General features: G+C 57.0%; 16 protein-coding genes. 1 reads left to right on the forward strand and 15 read right to left on the reverse strand.

Annotated features, from left to right (window positions below):
• Positions 1-31: 31 nt before the first annotated feature.
• Positions 32-940, forward strand: coding sequence for a LysR family transcriptional regulator (locus CHN51_RS15120; protein WP_100094763.1), 909 nt, complete (start codon positions 32-34; stop codon positions 938-940).
• A 24-nt stretch (positions 941-964) separates the two neighbouring features.
• Here CHN51_RS15120 and CHN51_RS15125 read toward each other — a convergent pair whose 3' ends face one another.
• From CHN51_RS15125 to CHN51_RS15195, 15 genes are all read right to left on the reverse strand, one after another.
• Positions 965-2,002 carry an aromatic ring-hydroxylating dioxygenase subunit alpha gene (locus CHN51_RS15125; RefSeq protein WP_164089236.1) on the reverse strand — a complete coding sequence of 346 codons (1,038 nt, stop codon included), beginning with the start codon at positions 2,000-2,002 and terminating at the stop codon, positions 965-967.
• A 25-nt stretch (positions 2,003-2,027) separates the two neighbouring features.
• Positions 2,028-3,116: an amidohydrolase family protein gene (locus tag CHN51_RS15130; RefSeq protein WP_100094765.1), complete on the reverse strand. Its 1,089-nt coding sequence runs from the start codon at positions 3,114-3,116 to the stop codon at positions 2,028-2,030.
• Positions 3,113-4,180 carry an aromatic ring-hydroxylating dioxygenase subunit alpha gene (locus CHN51_RS15135; RefSeq protein ID WP_240616758.1) on the reverse strand — a complete coding sequence of 356 codons (1,068 nt, stop codon included), beginning with the start codon at positions 4,178-4,180 and terminating at the stop codon, positions 3,113-3,115. Before CHN51_RS15135 ends, CHN51_RS15130 begins: the two co-directional genes overlap by 4 nt.
• Positions 4,181-4,328: 148 nt before the next feature.
• Entirely contained in the window at positions 4,329-5,297 is a 969-nt protein-coding gene (locus CHN51_RS15140; RefSeq protein WP_100094767.1) for a fumarylacetoacetate hydrolase family protein, read from the reverse strand.
• Positions 5,298-5,335: 38 nt separating this feature from the next.
• Complete coding sequence (locus tag CHN51_RS15145; protein ID WP_100094768.1) at positions 5,336-6,226, reverse strand: NAD-dependent epimerase/dehydratase family protein; 891 nt, start codon at positions 6,224-6,226, stop codon at positions 5,336-5,338.
• A gap of 1 nt (position 6,227) precedes the next feature.
• A complete protein-coding gene (locus tag CHN51_RS15150; protein ID WP_100094769.1) occupies positions 6,228-6,797 on the reverse strand; it encodes a cupin domain-containing protein in 570 nt (189 codons plus the stop codon).
• 61 nt (positions 6,798-6,858) lie between these two features.
• Positions 6,859-7,551: a glutathione S-transferase family protein gene (locus CHN51_RS15155; protein WP_100094770.1), complete on the reverse strand. Its 693-nt coding sequence runs from the start codon at positions 7,549-7,551 to the stop codon at positions 6,859-6,861.
• Complete coding sequence (locus tag CHN51_RS15160) at positions 7,548-8,741, reverse strand: cytochrome P450 (protein WP_100094771.1); 1,194 nt, start codon at positions 8,739-8,741, stop codon at positions 7,548-7,550. Before CHN51_RS15160 ends, CHN51_RS15155 begins: the two co-directional genes overlap by 4 nt.
• A complete protein-coding gene (locus tag CHN51_RS15165) occupies positions 8,738-9,937 on the reverse strand; it encodes an MFS transporter (protein WP_100094772.1) in 1,200 nt (399 codons plus the stop codon). Before CHN51_RS15165 ends, CHN51_RS15160 begins: the two co-directional genes overlap by 4 nt.
• A 48-nt stretch (positions 9,938-9,985) precedes the next feature.
• Entirely contained in the window at positions 9,986-11,143 is a 1,158-nt protein-coding gene (locus CHN51_RS15170) for an alpha/beta fold hydrolase (RefSeq protein ID WP_100094773.1), read from the reverse strand.
• A gap of 3 nt (positions 11,144-11,146) precedes the next feature.
• A complete protein-coding gene (locus CHN51_RS15175) occupies positions 11,147-12,049 on the reverse strand; it encodes a VOC family protein (RefSeq protein ID WP_100094774.1) in 903 nt (300 codons plus the stop codon).
• Between the two features lie 21 nt (positions 12,050-12,070).
• Complete coding sequence (locus tag CHN51_RS15180) at positions 12,071-13,186, reverse strand: FAD-dependent oxidoreductase (protein ID WP_100094775.1); 1,116 nt, start codon at positions 13,184-13,186, stop codon at positions 12,071-12,073.
• 2 nt (positions 13,187-13,188) lie between these two features.
• A complete protein-coding gene (locus CHN51_RS15185) occupies positions 13,189-14,187 on the reverse strand; it encodes an MBL fold metallo-hydrolase (protein WP_100094776.1) in 999 nt (332 codons plus the stop codon).
• Between the two features lie 12 nt (positions 14,188-14,199).
• Positions 14,200-16,746 carry a TonB-dependent receptor gene (locus tag CHN51_RS15190; protein WP_100094777.1) on the reverse strand — a complete coding sequence of 849 codons (2,547 nt, stop codon included), beginning with the start codon at positions 16,744-16,746 and terminating at the stop codon, positions 14,200-14,202.
• 348 nt (positions 16,747-17,094) lie between these two features.
• Positions 17,095-18,012 (reverse strand): LysR family transcriptional regulator, encoded by a 918-nt coding sequence (locus CHN51_RS15195; protein ID WP_100094778.1) that lies wholly within the window; start codon positions 18,010-18,012, stop codon positions 17,095-17,097.
• Between the last annotated feature and the right edge of the window lie 195 nt (positions 18,013-18,207).

Consider the following 18,207-nt stretch of genomic DNA (forward strand, 5'->3'; position numbering starts at 1 on the left):
ATTCCGCCACAGGTGCTAGCTAACGGTCATCATGCGTTTTGAAAAACTGGATTTGAATCTGCTGGTTGTGCTTGACGCCTTGCTCGAAGAGCAAAGCGTCTCGCTGGCTGCTGAACGACTGAATCTCAGCCAATCCGGCGCCAGCGCGGCCCTGAGCAGATTGCGCGAGTTCTTCGAGGATGATTTGCTGGTCCCGTCGGGACGCGCGATGACCTGTACGCCGCGTGGCGAAGCATTGATCCAGCCGGTCAAGGCTGCGCTGGCACTGATCCGCGAGACCATCCTGACGCCGGAAGAATTCGACCCTGCCCTGTCCGATCGAACAATCTCGATAGCGGCGATCGATGTCGTCGCGCATGTCCTGCTAACCGAAGCGGTCGGAATTTTTTCAAGGGAAGCGCCGAACATCCGCTTCACGGTACTGCCTCTTGCCGAAGATCCGGTCACCATGCTGCAACGCGGCCAGACGGACATCATCATCGCGCTCGATTTTCTGGTGGATGCCAAACTGCCCAGCGAGTGCCTTTACGAAGATGACTTTGTCGTTATCGCGTGGAGAGACAATTCCCATATCAACGGCAATATGACGAAGGCATTATATGAGCAGCTCGGCCATGTTTCGGTCCGGCTGAACCATAATGTGCCCGGTTTTGACGAAACCGCATTGCGCCGGATCGGGATCCATCGAACCATAGAAACCTTCGCACCAAGTTTCGCATCGGTGCCCCGCTTTGTCATCAAGACCGACAGAATCGCAACCATCCACCGGCGTCTTGCTGCACAGATCAGCGACACACTACCAATCAATGTCTATGAATTGCCGTTCGAGTTTCCGAAAGTACGGGAAGTGGCGCAATGGTCTGCGAAAAACACCAATGACGAAGCTGTCCGCTGGGTCGTAACCCGACTGCAGGAAATCGCCCAGAAGCTGGAAAACTAGGGTAGCGAAACCCGCGCGGCCTCATCAAGCCTGATTTTCATCATCCCGACATTCATCCTCGATCAGCCTGGCCAATATCCGACGGGCTCGGACCCCGGCTTCATCCGTCGGCAATAAGGCAGGTTTATGAGCAAAAAGATCATTGGAATGCATGCGGCTGCGAACCGCGTTGATCATCGGCTCGTCTTCATTCTCAAATGCGTTTTGAGTGCCGAAATGGAGCATTTTTGATATTTCTTCATTGCCATGCGCCCGATTGCGTCCTGCTGCCCAGAAATAGCGAGTGCCCTCTTCTCCTATAGGCGTCAGAAGGTGGAGAACCGGAACACGCGGGTCGTTCTCAGCGACTCCCTCTTCGACTCCCATGGAGGTTTCGAGATCGAGATAGGTGGGTGGCTGCCATCGCATATTGGCCCTGAGATGTGCCGTCGACTGTTCCCCTTCCCAAAGCAATTGGAATAGTCCGGTGATTTCTTCGTCTCTTGTCTCGTAGATGGCGCTGACAATATTGCCATCCTGCTTGGCTGCATAGCTGGTTCGCACCGATCCGCCTTCCGATGCCAGAAACGGATGCATAAATTCAACATGGGTCAGATCCAGCAGATTGTCGATCACCAGCTCATAATGCGCCGATACATCCAGTTCGCCCAAGACCCAGGAGAAATCTTCGTCCTCCAATATTGGCAATGAAGGCAATAGATTCTCATCTGCCTTGTCCGCATCTCCGGCCCAGATCCAGATCATGCCATAGCGCTCGGCTACAGGATACGACCGCACACCCAGAGCCTTCGGAATCATGCCCTTGCCATGCGGATTGCGGATGCAGGTGCCGCTGCCGTCAAATTCAAGTCCATGATATCCGCAGGCAAGAACGCCACTTTTCCACTTGCCCAGACTGAGCGGCGCGAAACGATGTGGGCAAGCATCGTAGAGAGCAGAAAGTGTGCCAGACCCATTGCGGAACAGGACAATGGGGTCATCAAGAATTTGGATCGCATGAATATCGTTTACGAGCTTTTCAGCCCATGTGGCAGGATACCAGGCATTTTTGAGATAAGGCATTGTTACTCCCCTTTGTTCCGGTTCTTTACCCGCTAGCGAGTGTTCGACATTCGGGCCGTGGTTCGCGCTGTACCAAGCCCAGCAGTTCGGCCGCATTCAAACCCAATATCCGCGCCTTGTCCGCCTCGTCCAACGCTTCGTGAAAAGCTACCGGATCGGGTTCTGCCATATCGAAGGGATAGTCGCTTCCCAGGCATAATTTGTCGGCGCCATGGGATTTGACCAGAAAGTCCAGCTGGTCCTGGTCGAACACCAATGTGTCCAGCCACACCTGCCTGAGATAGCCGGAAGGTTCGCGGCTGATATGCTGCCGACAATCTTCACGGGCGCGATAGGCATGATCCATCCGGCCCCAATAGCCCGGCAGATATCCGCCGCCATGGGCCACGCAAAGCTTCAGGCCCGGATAGGTGTCCAGCACGCCGCCGAAGATGAGGTGGCTCAACGCGATGGACGATTCCAGCGGATTACCGATGATATTGTCGAGATAATGTTCTGCCAGTCGCTCGCCATGGGAGAAGCCGAGCGGATGCATGAACAGCAGCACATCCAGTTCTTCTGCTGCAGCAAAAAACGGACGCAACCGGTCGTCGGCCAATTCTTCGCCGTTGACAATCGTCCCGATCTCAACCCCGCGAAGGCCGAGGTCCTTTACGCAGCGTCGCAGTTCCGCAATCGCCATCTCGGTATTCTGGAGCGGCACCGTGCCCAGACCGGTCAGCCGGTCCGGATGCCGCCCGACAGCATCGGCAATGCCGTCATTGATCGTCTGGGCCGCGCTCCGTCCCAGTTCGGGTGGCGCGAAATAATAATATTGTCCGGGTGACGGACTGATCGCCTGCATATCAACACCGAGCCGGTCCATATCGGCGATCCGGTCGTCGACACCGTTCAGCTTCTTGCCAATTTCCCCGAACATCGCCCCGTTCACCTTCATCGAAGCGGGCGACATGAAGGCCATCGGATTGGGCGGGTCGGGAATTTCGGACCGGATCATCGCATCCGCCGCTGCAACATTCAGATGGGCGTGGATATCCACCACCAGATGTTTGCCGCGCTTCTCGACCGGGACGGGTTTCAGTTCATGACCGCAGGTCGATATACCTTCGCTCATGCGTCTTCACGAGCTTCGGCATCGAGCATTTTCTGGATCATTTTCCTGACCGTGACCGCGCCCAGGTCCGATTTCACCAACAGTTCCTGCTGCAGCTCTGCCGACCGATCCAGACGCTTTTCGACCGCCTCGATCGCGACCTTGTCCTGGCCGCGGATTTTGACATCGGAGTTGAGCTGGAACTCGTCCAGGCCTTTGTCACCCAAGCGGAAATTGCGGGTCGAAAATCCGAAATAATGCACCGTAGTTTCCGTTTCCGGCGTGATGCCGTGGAGAATATGGATCGTGCCGAGCTCTGGGGGGACATTGGTGTCGCCGTCGATCGACTGGATGGTGCCAAGGCCGGTCCGGATCAGTTCCGGCCCGTAGACCGCAGTGGCATTTTCGACCCGAGCCTCGCCTTCAAAGGCGGCGTCTTTTCCGTAGATCAGCTCGTGGAACGGATTCCAGTATAGCGGCATCTCGCGCACGACGTTGAGAAACCCGTTGCGCTCTTCCTGATGCAGCTTCGGGTTCTTCATGCCCTCGGCGCCCTTGATATGGTGATGCACGTAAGGCAGATGGGTCAGGTCCATCAGATTGTCGATCAGCAACTGCGGACGGCCGTCGATATGGCAATAATTGTAGGAACTGTCGTACCAGCCCGGCTGGTCCAGACCAAAATCCTCATAAGGCGGAATCAAAGCGGGATCGCATTGATCCTCGTCTCCCATCCAGATCCAGCACAGGCTCCCGCGCTCCTCGATCCGGTAGGACGGCTGGCAAAAACCGGCGCCGGTCCCTTGTGACGGGATTTCGATACATTTGCCGTCAAAATCAAACTTAAAACCATGATAGCCGCAGACAATGGCGTCGCCTTCGAGCCTCCCTTGCGCGAGTGGGAAATACCGGTGCGGGCAGATTCCGTACATCGCAACAGGCTTCCCGGCTTCGGTGCGGTAGAATACCACCGCCTTGCCCAGAATTGTCCGTTCCATCGGCTCTCGAGTTATTTCATCGCTGAACGCGGCGATATACCAGCGGTTTCGCACCATTACCTGATCGGAAGAAAAAGGGTAGGCCAAGTCACTCTCCAATATTGTCAGTACCTGCCCCGGTCATCCCGGGCGCCGGTTACTTTCCCTACCAGTAGCTCCGCGATACAAGGGACGAAAATCCTTTTAAGTCATAAGTCCTATGATATGCATTCATGGGATCGGCGGCGCCAGACTCTTAGGCCTGAACAACCTTCTGGTCGATCACGCCAAAGGGTGACGAGCCGTCCACGCCCCTGCCCTCCATGCGGATGCGGTCGCCGAAAGACATGAACGGGGTCGTCGCCGGTCCCTTGTCCCGGATCATCTCGATCGCGCGGACCTCGGAAATGCAGCTGGAACCGACCTCGGCATATTCCGGATTGGAGACGGTGCCTGAGCCGATGATCGTGCCGGGCACCAGATCGCGGGTCAGCGCGGCGTGGGCGACAAGCTCGTGAAAACCGAAGTCCATCGCCGCGCCATTGGCCGCGCCGAATTTCTTGCCGTTCCACTCGATTTCCAGATTGAGGCAAACACGTCCGTCTTTCCAGCCGTCGCCGAGTTCGTCCGGCGTGACAGCAAAGGGCGCCATCGAACAGGCGGGTTTCGCCTGGACCCAGCCGAAGCCGGTTTTCATTTCGATCGGGGCAATGGCGCGAAGCGACCAGTCGTTGATCTGCACGATCAGCTTGATATGCTTCATCGCGTCTTCGGCGGACGTCCCCATCGGCACATGGTCGACGATCACCCCGAACTCGCCCTCGAAATCGATGCCATGTTCGGTCGTCGGCAAAGGGTAATCCTCGGTCGGTCCGAAGAACCGGTCGGACACGCCCTGATACATCAGCGGGCGGTCGGTATCGATCGGATCCAGGCCGAAAGCGATCTGCATGAGATCACCATGAGTCGAGAAAGCCGAGCCGTCCAGCCATTGCCAGCTGCGCGGCATGGGCGCTGCCAGCTGGGTGATATCCAGCGTGTCGCCACCCCCTTGAGAAAGCTGATCGGACGCAGCCTGCAAATTCGCGCTCAGTCCGCCCCAGTTTTCTGTGGCCGCGAGAAGGCTGGACACCGGCTCCTCAATTTTCACATAGCGCTGGTGGTCGGGCGAGACCGCGATCAGTTGCCCGTCCGGATTTTCTGTTTTCAAGCTTGCTAATATCATGTCGTCGTCCTTCGGTTGAATGGGAATATTTGTCGAAATCAGGTGCAGGCGAACACATTGTCCACCAGTTCGTCCAGCGTTCCATCGCTTTTGTACCCCAGGCTGGCAGCCCTGTCCGTGGTCAGGGGCGGATGGGACGCAAACAGCCGCTGGATATGGTTGTCCCGCTGAAAACTGATCTTGCTGCCATCGCCGTAACGCGCCGCCGAGGCAACGAGATCCTCCATCGAAACCCGGGTCGCTGGCAGCATTATCGGCTCGGCTTCGGTAAAATCGGAGAGCAGCGCATGCACCAGATTGGCGGCGCAGATTTTGGCCGACATCAGCCAGCTCGTCGCGGTGCGCGAGACCGGAACCTGATAGTCTTCGCCGTCACGGACAACATGGAAAACATCGCTCAAAAAAGCGGAACCGAAACCCTCTGCCGAACCGGGTCGGGCGACAATACCGGAAAGGCGCAGAGCAGTTCCGGTCATCGCCTCCCGCCGGACGGCATCTGCAAAAGCCAGCTCTACCATGCGCTTGTGCGTTCCATAGACGGACGACGGGTGCGGCACCGTATCGTCGTCAACCGTCGCCGGGAAGCTGTCACCAAACACCGCGATGGAGCTGGCGTAAACCAGTCGCCGTCCGTTCATCATGCCGATCAAGTCCAACGACAGATCGAGATTGATCCTTCGCGACAGCGCCGGATCGTCTTGCGCCGCTCCGCCCGGAAGCGCGGCAAGGTGCAACGCCCGGTCAACCCCGTCCAGTGCGTCTTCCAGTGCACCGGGAGCAGCCAGATCGAGTGCCACAGTTTCAAATTCCGGATGATCGGAAATTTCCCGGTCAATCAGCCGGACCGAACCGTCAAATCGTGTCTCGCTCAAATGTCTGGCGACCGCGCGGCCGACGAAGCCCCCTGCCCCGGTGATCGCCAGCCGCATGTCAGTCCTGCAGCTCTTCGGAAAATTTTCCGTCGATCAGGATGAAGGCAATACGGCAGTTCTTGTCCGTGCGGTTGGCCCAGCCATGGTTGGTACCGCGCTGCACGATGATATCGCCGGGGCCGACTGTGGTCTCGCCTTCGTCCATGATCAGCACCAGCTCACCTTCCAGCACGATGCCATAGTCCACCGTCTCAGTACGATGCATATGCGCGTGGCGGGACTCCTTGCCCTCAAAGGAAGATGCGTCCGCAGCACCGATTTCGGCGAAATGGGCTTTCGCCTGCTCCGCCGTCATCTCCGCAAAGCTGTCGTCGTCGGGTGGAATATCGAGAACGCGAATTCGCGTGCCGTTCTTTGGGGGTGCAAGAATGATCCCTTCTTCCGGCGGCTCTCCCGAACTCGGGTCAATCGGAGCCGGCGTTGCGCGGGTGTTCCAGACCTCGTAAAACATCGGTCCGATATCACCGCCAATCCTCTGGATGCGCGGCACGATACCATCCTCCTGGATGATCGCCTGCCCTTTGTCATTATGGCCGGTGACGACACGGCGGATTGGTTTCTCGGTCATGATTTCGTTTCCTTTTCATTTTCGGCCGGATGGCATTTCATACCATCCGCCTGTCAATCGATCACTTCTTAATATCGGGCGGCACAAAGGCGAGACCGCGGGCAGCAAGTTCTTCCTGCGCGCGCGCTTCGCGTTGAAGGGCCGCCTTGGCAGAGGGGCGCTCGCCGGCACGAGCATAATGGCCTGCGATCGACGGGAAAGCCGCAGGGTCGAATCCCGCGCCGGTAATGCGGAACCATATCCATGCCAGATAGGCGTCGAGGATCGACCAGCGGTCACCCATCAACCAATCTTGCTTGTCCAATTGTGCTGCGAGCGGAGCCAGTTGCAGCTTCAGCAGTTCTTCGGCTTTTGAGCGCACGTGCGGAGAGGCCGCCGGATCCGATAGCATCAGGCCCGGAATGACGAAGCGGGTGACCAGCGGATGGAGATCGCCCGACATCCGGAACAGGGCCGAGACTATCAGGGAATCCCCATGAGGATCACCCGACAGCGGCAACAGATTCGCTTCCGGATGGGTCCGCGCCAGATAGAGCAGGATCGCGCCATTCTGGGTCAGGACGCCCGCTTCGGTTTGCAGCGCGGGCACCTTGCCTGCGGGGTTGATTGCCAGATAGTCCGGGGAACGGTGTTCGCCCGCCATGAAGGCGACCAGCTTTGTCTCGAATGGCTGCCCGATCTCCTCCAGCGCCGTCAACGTGACGCGCGCGCAGGTAGACGGTGCAAAGTAGAGGATAGGCATTGTTTCGGTCATACAACCTCCATTTCGACCGGCAAGGAACCAAGCGCATGAAGCGTGTTGTTCAGCCGCCGCTTCGGTTCTCCGGTCAGGCGAATAGAGGAAACCTGCTTGGCCAGTGCTTCACCGATCAGTTCGCCTTCCAGCCTTGCGACCATCTGTCCCAGACATTGGTGAATGCCGAAGCCGAAACCGACATGGCCGCTGACATTGCGGTCGATCCGGAATTGATCGGCGTCATCCCATTTGCGCGGATCGCGATTGGCCGAAGCCAGGAACAGCAGGACCTTCGATCCTTCAGGGATGTTTGACCCGGCAACTTCCGTATCTTTTGCTGTTGTCCTGAAAAACGTCTGCACGGTGGAATCCCAGCGCAAGCTCTCCTCGAACGCGCGAGACGCGAGTTTGTGATTCTCACGAAGCTTTTGAAATTCCTCAGGATGGCTAGCCAAAGCCAAAACCATATGACCAATGCCGTTGACGGTCGTATCAACTCCCGCCGATAGAAACGAGCGCACCATCTTGCCTGCTTCCTCTGGCGTACATTCGCCGCGGTCAGCCGCTTCGTACAAAGCCATGCCCCAGCCGCCACGCTTGAGGTTCTGGCGCTCGCAGGCCCAGGCAACCCAGTCGATCGCGGCCTCCTTGCCGGCATTGCCCTCTTCAAAAACACGGTTGCGCGGCCCGAAAGCGTTGAACACAATCGTCGCATAATCGATCAGATGTTCGCGGCCTTCGTCGGCCAGTCCGATCATGTCGGGGAAGATCATCATCGGAAAGGCTTCCGACAGTTCTGGAACCGCGTCAAATTGCCCTTTGCTGACGAGCTTAGCAATCAATGCGTCCGCCTTTGCCTGCCATGCGGGACGAAGTTGCTTCAGGGCTTTCAGGGAAACGATCCTGTTCATGATCGAGCGGGTACGGTCGTGCAGCGGCGGATCAGCCTCCAGCAACAAGGATGGCGGACGGAATGGTTCTTCCTTGGAGAAGTCGGCCAGTCCGACACCGCGCGAGGAACAGAAGGTCTCGTGATTCCTGAGCGCGCTTTGCACTTCGTCAAAACGGGCCATGGCATAGACGCCGAGCGGCTCTAGCCACACGACCGGACCTGCGTCGCGAAGAGCAGCATGATGCGCATAGGGATCGGCGAGAAAGGCTTCGTCAAACGGATCTATATCCAGGGAAGCTATACTACCTGTGTTCATGCTGCGGCTTTCGCGAGGCTTCCCCGGTTCATGGCCACCACGACTATCGCAGCGCCTGCGATCACGACAGCATAAGCGAGGAAGGTTTCAGCGAAGCCACCGGTGATCGGAACAATGCTTGCGGTCACGATCGGCGCGGCAAACTGACCTAGAAAAAATGCTCCGGTCCACATACCCATGCCCCGTCCGCGCATTTCGGGCGGCAGGCTGTTCATGGTCCAAGTGAGCATATTGGGCAGCAACATGCCGCTGCCGATGCAGGCAAGGATGGCGAATGTAGCGAGCAGAACCAGGGTCGTCGACATGCTGATCCCTGCGTAGCCAATGGCCGCCAGAACCAGGCCAACTATGAGCAGACGCGGGCCGACATTCTGCTTGAACTTGTTGAAGAGAACCGAACCCACAGCCACCGCGATATTGGTCAAGGCGCCGATCAAGCCGATGGTCGCCGGCGAGACTTCACCCGACAGGCCGAGGACCGGCCCCAGCTGGACAACGATAGAGTAGAATATGATGCCGACACCGATCGTGGTCAGGATCAACGGCATCACGGCCTTGAACGGAAATTTTGCCTTTATGCCATTCCCAACGGCAGATTTGATAGTGGGCTCGAACAATATGATCGCTGCCGCAAGAGCAATGGGTAAAGCGAGAAGGTAGAGCAGGAAGGGTCCGCGGGATCCCAACAGCTCTCCCAGCCCTCCGCCAACCGCGATCAATATGATCGCAGCGATGCTGCCGAAGCCGACCTGAAGCGCGATCCATTTTTCGCGGCGTGCGCCTTCAAAATAGTCACCGATCAATACGGTAGCCACGGTCATGATAACGGCTTCCGTAATGCCCAGCGCGATGCGAGCGCCAATGATCTGGAATAGATCGGTGAGGAACCAGGGAATGATCCCGAAGCCGGCGTAAAGAACCAGCGCCCCGACCAGCAGATGCTTGCGCCCCAGCTTGTCCGAAAGCCAGCCAGCCAAAGGCGAGAACAGAGCCACGCACAGCGCCGGAATTGTCAGCGCCATCGGGACAAGAAATGCACTCCCGCTGACCCCCGCAAATTCCTTGAACAGAAGCGGCAAAACCGGAACAAGCGAGATGATCGCCATGATCGGCATCATCGAAGCGAGGAGAAGAATGACTCCTTGCCGAGTGCCCGCGCTTTGGATTCCGGCTTGGCCTATCGTAGCTTGATTCATGTTCAAAACCTCTTCCCTGCGACGCGGCCAATTAATGACTCAGTCTAACTATCCGGCATTTCCGCCTAGCGTTTCGGCAAACCAGTCCGACAACAGGTCACGACCGTAGGCCATATTGTCTGCGCCGACATGTTCTACTCCGCCTTCGCGGGGCGTGAAGATCACCTTCTCGCGGCGCGGTGAATTGACCAGCTGATCATATAGGTCTGACGCATAATCCACGCTGATCTGGCGATCATTGGAACCATGGGTAACGAGAAACGGAACCTTGATCCGGTCCATATGACCGTTGAGATTCATGTCGGTCGATTTATCGAGGAAATCTTCCATATCGTCCGCGCCAAAGGCCCACATGACATGCGCCCAATAATGCGGCACCGGGTTTTCGCCTTCGCGTTTCATCCGCTTATCCTGAACTTCGCGCCAATTGTGGTTGGCACCCCAGACCGCTCCGCTGGCAAAGCGCGGTTCGTAAGCGACCGCGCGCGGGGCGAAATGCCCGCCCAATGAAATGCCGGTCATGCCGAGTTTCGATGCGTCGACATTGTCCTGTGTTTCCAGCCAGTCGACAGCCTTGGAAGCCCAGCTTTCGCTATGCGGATCGACCGGCAGGCCTTGCAACCGCAGCGCTTCGCCCGAACCGGGCTGGTCTACGCAAAGCGTGGAGATGCCGCGCCGGGCCAGTTCTTCGGGAAGCCGCGTCCAGTAGAGCAGCTCCTTGTTGCTATCCAGACCGTTGCAGAAGACGACTGCGGGCTTTTTGCCGGCGCCGGGCGCCTTGGTCCAGATCGCCGGCATGGTCCCGTTTTCGAGCGGAATTTCGACCCGTTCCCGGTTGAGCTTGCCGAGCTTCGATGAGCGGTCAAAAGCATTGCGCGCCTTGGCGAAAGTCTCGGTGCGACCCGGATGGCCATGGCCCTGCATCCGTTCTGCGGTGAACAGATAGAGCGAAGCGCGCTCGAGCTTGTTCGAGGCAGAGAAATTGCGGCCTTTGGCTTCGTCTTCGGCAGCCAGCTCCTGCAGCTTGTCGCCCATCGCCGCCCATTGTTTCATGAACTGCGGCACACCGGCATCGTCGCCGGCAGCAGCCGCTTCCTTGATCGGCTGGCACATATCGATGATTTCACCGATCTGCCCGCCGCTTTCCATCGCTATGGCTACCGACAAGTTCCAGATATAATTGGGAAAATATTCAAAAAGAGCCATGGATCAGACCTCCGAAGGCTGGAAGAGACAGGGATCGGCTTCCGGTTTCGGCATGGTCTGCGGACCGCCTATACCGGTTTCCCACTGGTCCATGACCTGCGGACCCGGCTCGTGCACCTTTTCCTGATGGTTCTCGAAATCGACTTCTTCCAGTTCGGACGTATATTCCACCGCAAAACCGGCGGGTGTGCAGAAATAGCTGAAGGTATTGTTTCCGGCAGTATGACGGCCAGGACCCCAGCGAATATCGGTGCCACGTTTGCGCAATCGGCTAACGCCGCGCATCATGTCATCCAGCGTCAGCATGTCGTAGGCGACGTGGTTCAGGCACGGCGGACCGGGAAGCAAAGCGATCCGGTGGTGGGCGCTGTTGCAGCGCAGGAAGCACATGAAATCGCCGAGCCAGTCGCTGACCTTGAAGCCCAGCACGTCGGTGAAGAATTTAACCGCGGCCTGATGATCGGGCGAATGCAGGACGATATGGCTGATCTTCAGCGGCATGCCTTCCCAGCGTTCCATCGCCCGTTGCTCGCCGCGTTCGACATCCGAAGATATTTCGAACGGAAGCCCGTCGGGAGAGAAAAAGCGGAAACCATAGCCGCCGCCGGGTGCGTCGAGATCGCCGGGCTCGCGAATGATCTTGCATCCGGCATCGCCGACCTTGGAGCGCAACGCGTCGACATTGGCGCGGCTGTCTGCGGCCAGTGCTATCACTTCAACACAATTGCTCTCGCGTTTGTGCAGGCGGACAACATGATACTCATCATGACCGTGGGTCTTGAACCAGGCCATGTCATCCCGCGATTCAACCTCGACCAGTCCCCAGTCGTCGGCATAAAATTTGCGTTCGGCATCAAAATTTTCGACGCCATAGCCAACATAGCGTATTTCGGTCACTCGGCTCATCAATATTCCTTGCTTGGGGGTCTAGATTGGTTGTGAAACAATGCCGAACATTTCGGCCGTGGCCTGGCCGTTGTCGACCAGCGGCCCCTTGCCGATCTGGCCGTAACAAATGGCCAGTGATTTCTCGACAATATAGCGGCAGCGTTCGAACCGGCGATCGCGATAGGCTTTGAAGGCCGTAGCGGGTGTATCGTGGTTGGCCAGTTCTTCGGCCAGAACAAGGCTGTCCTCTATCGCCATGCCGGCGCCCTGCCCCAGATGCGGCGTGGTTGCGTGCACGGCGTCACCGAGCAGAACGACACGGCCATTGTGCCAGTCGCCATAGAGCATCATCTGTTCCATCGGACGATAGACGACGCCTTCGTCATCAGTGATCTGTTCCGCCATCGCCTGAATCTGCGGCGCGGTGCCCGCAAGTTTTCCACGCATCGCAGCCGCGATCCCGTCAATCGGATAATTGGGTTTCCCAGGCTCGGGCGTGGTCACATACATATACATCAGCTCTTCGCTGATCGGTACGAGCCCGATACCGGTCTGGCCGTTATAGGCATGCAGCGAATTGAGATCGGAAGGCCGCGGGAAATTATAGCGCCAGACCGCTTGCCCCGTATATTCGGGCTGTTCGGCATCGGGCAATACCCGTCGCCGTGTGTCGGAATAGACGCCGTCGGCGCCGATCACGATATCGAAGCTCTCTTCGCGCCCATCCGAGAAAATGACATCTACGCCGTCATCCCGCTGGTCGATTTCGGTGACGGTTACGCCCAGACGGATATCCGCCCCTGCGCTTTTGGTGCGGTCGCCCAGTACTTTGTGCAAGGCCGGTCTGCCGATCCCGACATTGGCCGGATAATCTTCCACCAGACGCGGCGCAGGAACTTCAGCGACCTTGGTCCCGTCGGGCGCATGAATGGCGACCGTGTCGAAAGGAACGCCGGCAGCCAGATAGTCATCGAGCAGATCCAGTTCCGCCATCGCGCGGATGACATTGGACTGCTGGATGATCCCGACACCATAGACAGACCATTCAGGGTCTTTTTCGATAACCGACACCCGGTGTCCCTTGCCGCGCAAGGCTATCGCAGCCGTCAATCCACCAATGCCGCCGCCGATAACCAGGATATTCAGGTCATTCATTCTCAATATTCATCCATGTCATTGGCGATGACCACAGGACCGTTATAATGTTCTGCTATCGTGCCGAGATAGGGCATATGGCCCGGATTATTGGGTTCAATCCCGGCAAAATGGGTCACGACAACCGCCTTGACCCCTGCCCGCGCGGCCATTTCACCGACATCCTTCGGCAACAGGTGATGTTTGGTCATATGCGCCTCCATCCCCTTGGCTATATTGTCAGGCATATTCGGATTGGCGAGACGCACCAGGCCAATCATCATCTCGACATCCATCATTTCGGCGACAAGAAGATCAGCATCTTTGGCCAGTTCTTCGACCGCCTTGCTGGGTCCGGTGTCGCCGGTGTAGACGATCGAACGGCCCGGCAAATCGAAACGGTAAGAAAGTGCTTCGAACCGCCGTGCCATTTCTCCGCCCGGCTTGAAGCTGTAATGGCTGTTCTTGCGCACCGAGACATTCATCCCTTCGAGCGCCACCTTATTCGTATCACGCAACTCGACAACCTCGACCTGATCACGCGGATTTGCCGCCGGGGCGCCCTCAACGCCATAATTGGCAGTCGCCCCCGGGTTCATCGACATGATGAGCCCATCGATCATTTCCTTGGTGCCTGGAGGCCCGAAGACTTTCAGCTTGTTCTTGGGATTGGTCTGGAATCGCAAGCCCAGAATGGCAGCCAGGCCGCCCGTATGATCAAAATGCAAATGGCTGATGAAAACGCCTTCCAGCATCGTCGTCTGCAGTCCCTTTTTCGCCAACTGACCGGCGGACCCGTCCCCCACGTCGACGAGATAATTCTTCCCGCCGGCGACCAGAAGATTGGATGGCTGCGATCGCGTCGGGCTGGCAACCGGCCCGCCCCGCGTCCCCAGTGTGACCCACAGCCCGGCATCAGTCTGCTTGGTAGCTTCCGACGGCGCATTTGACTGCTCCTGCGCGTGGGCCGGGATGGCGGCCAGTGCAACTGCACTGGCCAACATTATTTGCATCAGACGCATAGCCAATTCTCCCTAGAAGTTGAATTTAGCCCGCAAACCATAGGTCCGGGGTGGCTGATAATTGGCGCCGACCACGTTACCGGCACCGAGTTGCACGACGGAGAGAACCGCTTCATCGGTCAGATTGCGAACATAGGCAGTCAACGTCCAGCGGTCATCAATATCGCCCAGAGTCAGAGCAGCATCCATGGTAAAATCGCTACCAATCCGGCTTTCGGGGATATAGTTGAAACCGACTTCCCTGGCACCGCGATACCGTCCGTCAACCGAACCGATCAATCTCAGTTCGCCGAATTCGACCGTTTGCTCGATACCGATATTCGCCGACCATTTTGGCGAATTTAGAGCGGCCTTGCCGGAACAATCGACGTCATAGGAATCCGTCGCGAGGTCCTGGGTTGCATCGCAGGTCGTAACTGGCCGCAGCAGCTCAGGTGGATCGGCCGGATCAGCCAGATCAGTCTGGTTGAACATGTAGCTGTCGTACGTCGCATCGAGATATTGCACCCCGCCGCGGATTTTCGTCGTTTCGGTGGCAAGGAACTGGAAGTCGATATCAGCGCCCTTGATCGAGGATTCACCGACATTGCGGGTATAGAATGAATTATTCCCGTCGACATCGACGCCCAACGCCGCAAGTTGCTGTCCTTCATATTTCCAGTAGAACAGCTCTAGGTTCAGCTCCAGACGATTGTCGAAAAAGCGGTTTTTCGAACCGATTGTGAAAGCGTCGATGAATTCCGGCGCATATTCTTCATTCCCGCGCGACGCGTTAAACCCACCGGCACGGAACCCGTTTTCAAAACTGGCATAAAGCAGGTTGTCGGGCGTGATGTCATATTCAACGGCGGCACGGTACGTTACCTCGCCGTCGCCACCGGACCTCTGGATCTGGTTCGGCGTGATTATGAGAAGAGCGCCTGGTCCCGGCGGGAAATCACCGCCGACGTTAAAGGGTCCATAAGGGAACACCTGTCCGACACCATTGGGCCCGTTTGGATCATATGTGCTGATCGGCCGGGCTGGGAACAGCGCGGGATCAAACTGGCTTAGCGAATCCTGCAGCGTCAGACCGACAGGAATGGTTGGCACTTGTGGACAGAAAGGCGCGCGACCGGTGGGTTCTTCAAGACAAACACCCGTAACGGCAACGGCATCGGCCTCAAACTCGCGATTTTCGTCGGTATAACGGATGCCGCCAACGATGCGCAAACTGTCCGTTACGTTAAAGGTCGCTCGTGCGAATACCGCAGCGGATTCCGATTTGGATGTATAGGCATTGGCACCCAATGTGGCGAACTGGTTGAAGGAGTTAACGCCTTCGACAGTTTCATCAAAATAATAGCCACCCACAATCCAGTCCAGCTGTCCGGCTGAACCGGACAAGCGCGCCTCCACGCTGAATTGTTCTGCCGTATCCTGGTTGATAGCCGCCTTGAACGGAGGGCCATTGAACTGGTTGTCCAGCTCGGAATGCCGATAAGCCGGAATGATGGTCAGATCGACGCCGCCAAGATCAAAATTCAACTCGGCGTTTACGCCAAAAAATTTGTCATTGCGGAAGGGGTATACATAATCCCCGTTATAGGGTGAATGCAGCGGCGCACCGGCAATTGTTGCGGTATAGGCATCTGCAGCCGGAGTGTGGAGCCCCGAATATGGCGCTGACACGGCATCCGGCGCAGCGTCAAACCGCCACCCGTTGACGGGCTGGTTGGCTCTTAGCGCAGGAACCGGTGGAATGATGTTATAGACGCCCTGAATATTGGTACCGGCACCAACACCTTTTTGGGTCGAGTAATCCATCGACACGCGGAAGTTGAATACATCACTGGGCTCAGCGTAGAACTGGCCGCGAACAGCAAAATCCTTCGCATCAAATGTGCCGTCACTATTGTAGCCATCGTGTTGGTTGACAACTGCCGCCAAACGCAGTGCGCCAGAGTCAGAAACCGGCACATTGATAGCAGCGGAGATATCGAAGGCATCATAATTGCCATAGCTTCCACTTACATAGCCGCTAAACTCACCAAGCTGCGGCTTGGTCGGGATCACGTTGATCGCGCCGCCCGTTGCGTTACGGCCATATAATGTACCCTGCGGACCCTTGAGAACCTCAACCACCGCTACATCCAGAAAGGATGCGATCGTCGAAGAAGGGCGACCGATATAGACGCCGTCGATATTGAAGGCGACGGCAGGGTTGGTGTAACCATTATTGGTAAAGTTACCGACGCCGCGGACAAAATAGCCGGCATTAGCGCCGCCACCGGATGTGGTATAAAGCGCCGGCGCGATCTTGTTCAGCGCCGTCGCATCGGTGACCCCGGCCAAAGCGAGCTCTTCGCCGGTCGCCGCATTGATAGGAATAGCAGCATCCTGCAGAGTCTCCTCGCGGCGCTGCGCCGTCACGACGATCACATCCAGTCCACCGGACCTTTGCGCTCTTTCGTCGCTGGCGGAATCCTGAGCCGCGGCCGGCGATGCAAACATCGCGGAAACCAGAGCTATCGAAAGTGCGGCCTTGGATACGGACGCATTACATGTATGGAATTTCATTCTTTTCCTCCCCTTTTGAACACGGTTTTTGCCGCTTGTACGCCGCGGCTTGATACCGTCTCGTGAATAAGCCAGATTCACGAATTGCGAAAATCACTTTCAACAATAGTAATAATCATTTTCGCAGATAGGAAAAATCATTTGTTTATGTCAGTATCCACAAATGTTATTTATGGATAGAATGGGCCGGAAACCTCTGATATCGACGGCGATTTGCAGATTCCCGGATCACCGCTCGCAATTCGAAGCCTGAAAACCAGAAAAATTCGGGTGTTTGGTCCTGGGTTGTAATTCGGCAAAAGGCCGCGATCACTGCATATCTGGATCATTGCGAAAGGGTCCGCGCTGCTATGCCTTCGGCAACCCCATCGGCCTCTCACTGACTTGTTTCAATTTCCGGCGCAGCCATATCAACGCTTCATCGGTTTCGCGGCTGGCGTGAAACTGCATCATCTCCTGCATCACCGGCAAACTGATCGGCGGCTCGGCGATGACCAGCGAAGCAGCCGGCGCCACTTTTTGGGCCAACCTTTCATGCATCAGCGATAGCCGCATGGTACCCGGGATCAGCCAGGGCGCCTGTATGAATGACGGCGCTGTTATCTCGACCCGTCTTTCCAGCCCATGGATTTCCAAGGCCCGTTCGATGAAAGTATTGCGATGACCAATCTGCACGGCAATATGGCCGCAACCGAAGAAGCTCTCGGTCGTCAGGGGCATCTGCATGATCGGATTGCCGGACCAGCCCACGACGACATATCGCTCCTCGAACAACAGATCGCGCGGATGGTCCGGGTGCACAAAATCTTCCGGTGTCAGAAACAGATCAAGCTCGCCGTTGATCAACTGGTCTACCGTGTCGTGATTGGGCAGAGAGATATCAAGCCGCAAATGCGGAGCCTCGCGTTGCAACACGTCAAGCAAGGGGACGATCAGTACGGTGGTGATATAATCGGATGCCGCAATCTTGAAGCGGCGATCCGATGTCTGGGGATCGAATCCCTTCCCGCTGGAAATCAGACTGCGCAACTGCATTATGGTCCTGGAGATTTCCGGGGCTAGAGCGATCGCCCGCGCGGTCGGTATCATCTTCTTGCCATGTTGCTTCAATATGTCGTCTTCAAAGGATTCCCTCAGCCGCTTCAGGGCAGCGCTCATGGCTGCCTGGGTGACGTTGAGGCGGTTGGCGGCACGGGTCACGTTGCGCTCCTGCAACAGCACATCAAAAGCCACCAGCAGATTGAGATCGAAATTGTCCAGCCGCATTAGCGATAGATAGCAGTTATCTAAGGTGGCTTAAACAGAAAATTGAATTGATGATCTTGTCGCTTACCCACTGACCCTGATTCTCGGCAGTATGCACATAGGCCATCGCCCAAGCGTCGTTTCGCCAAGCGTCGCTTCGCAGCGTAGGTCACCTGTCGCTCGTCAATTGCCCCAGGGCCCTGATATTATGCAAAA

This window comes from Sphingorhabdus sp. YGSMI21 (genome assembly GCF_002776575.1).
Lineage (GTDB): Bacteria > Pseudomonadota > Alphaproteobacteria > Sphingomonadales > Sphingomonadaceae > Parasphingorhabdus.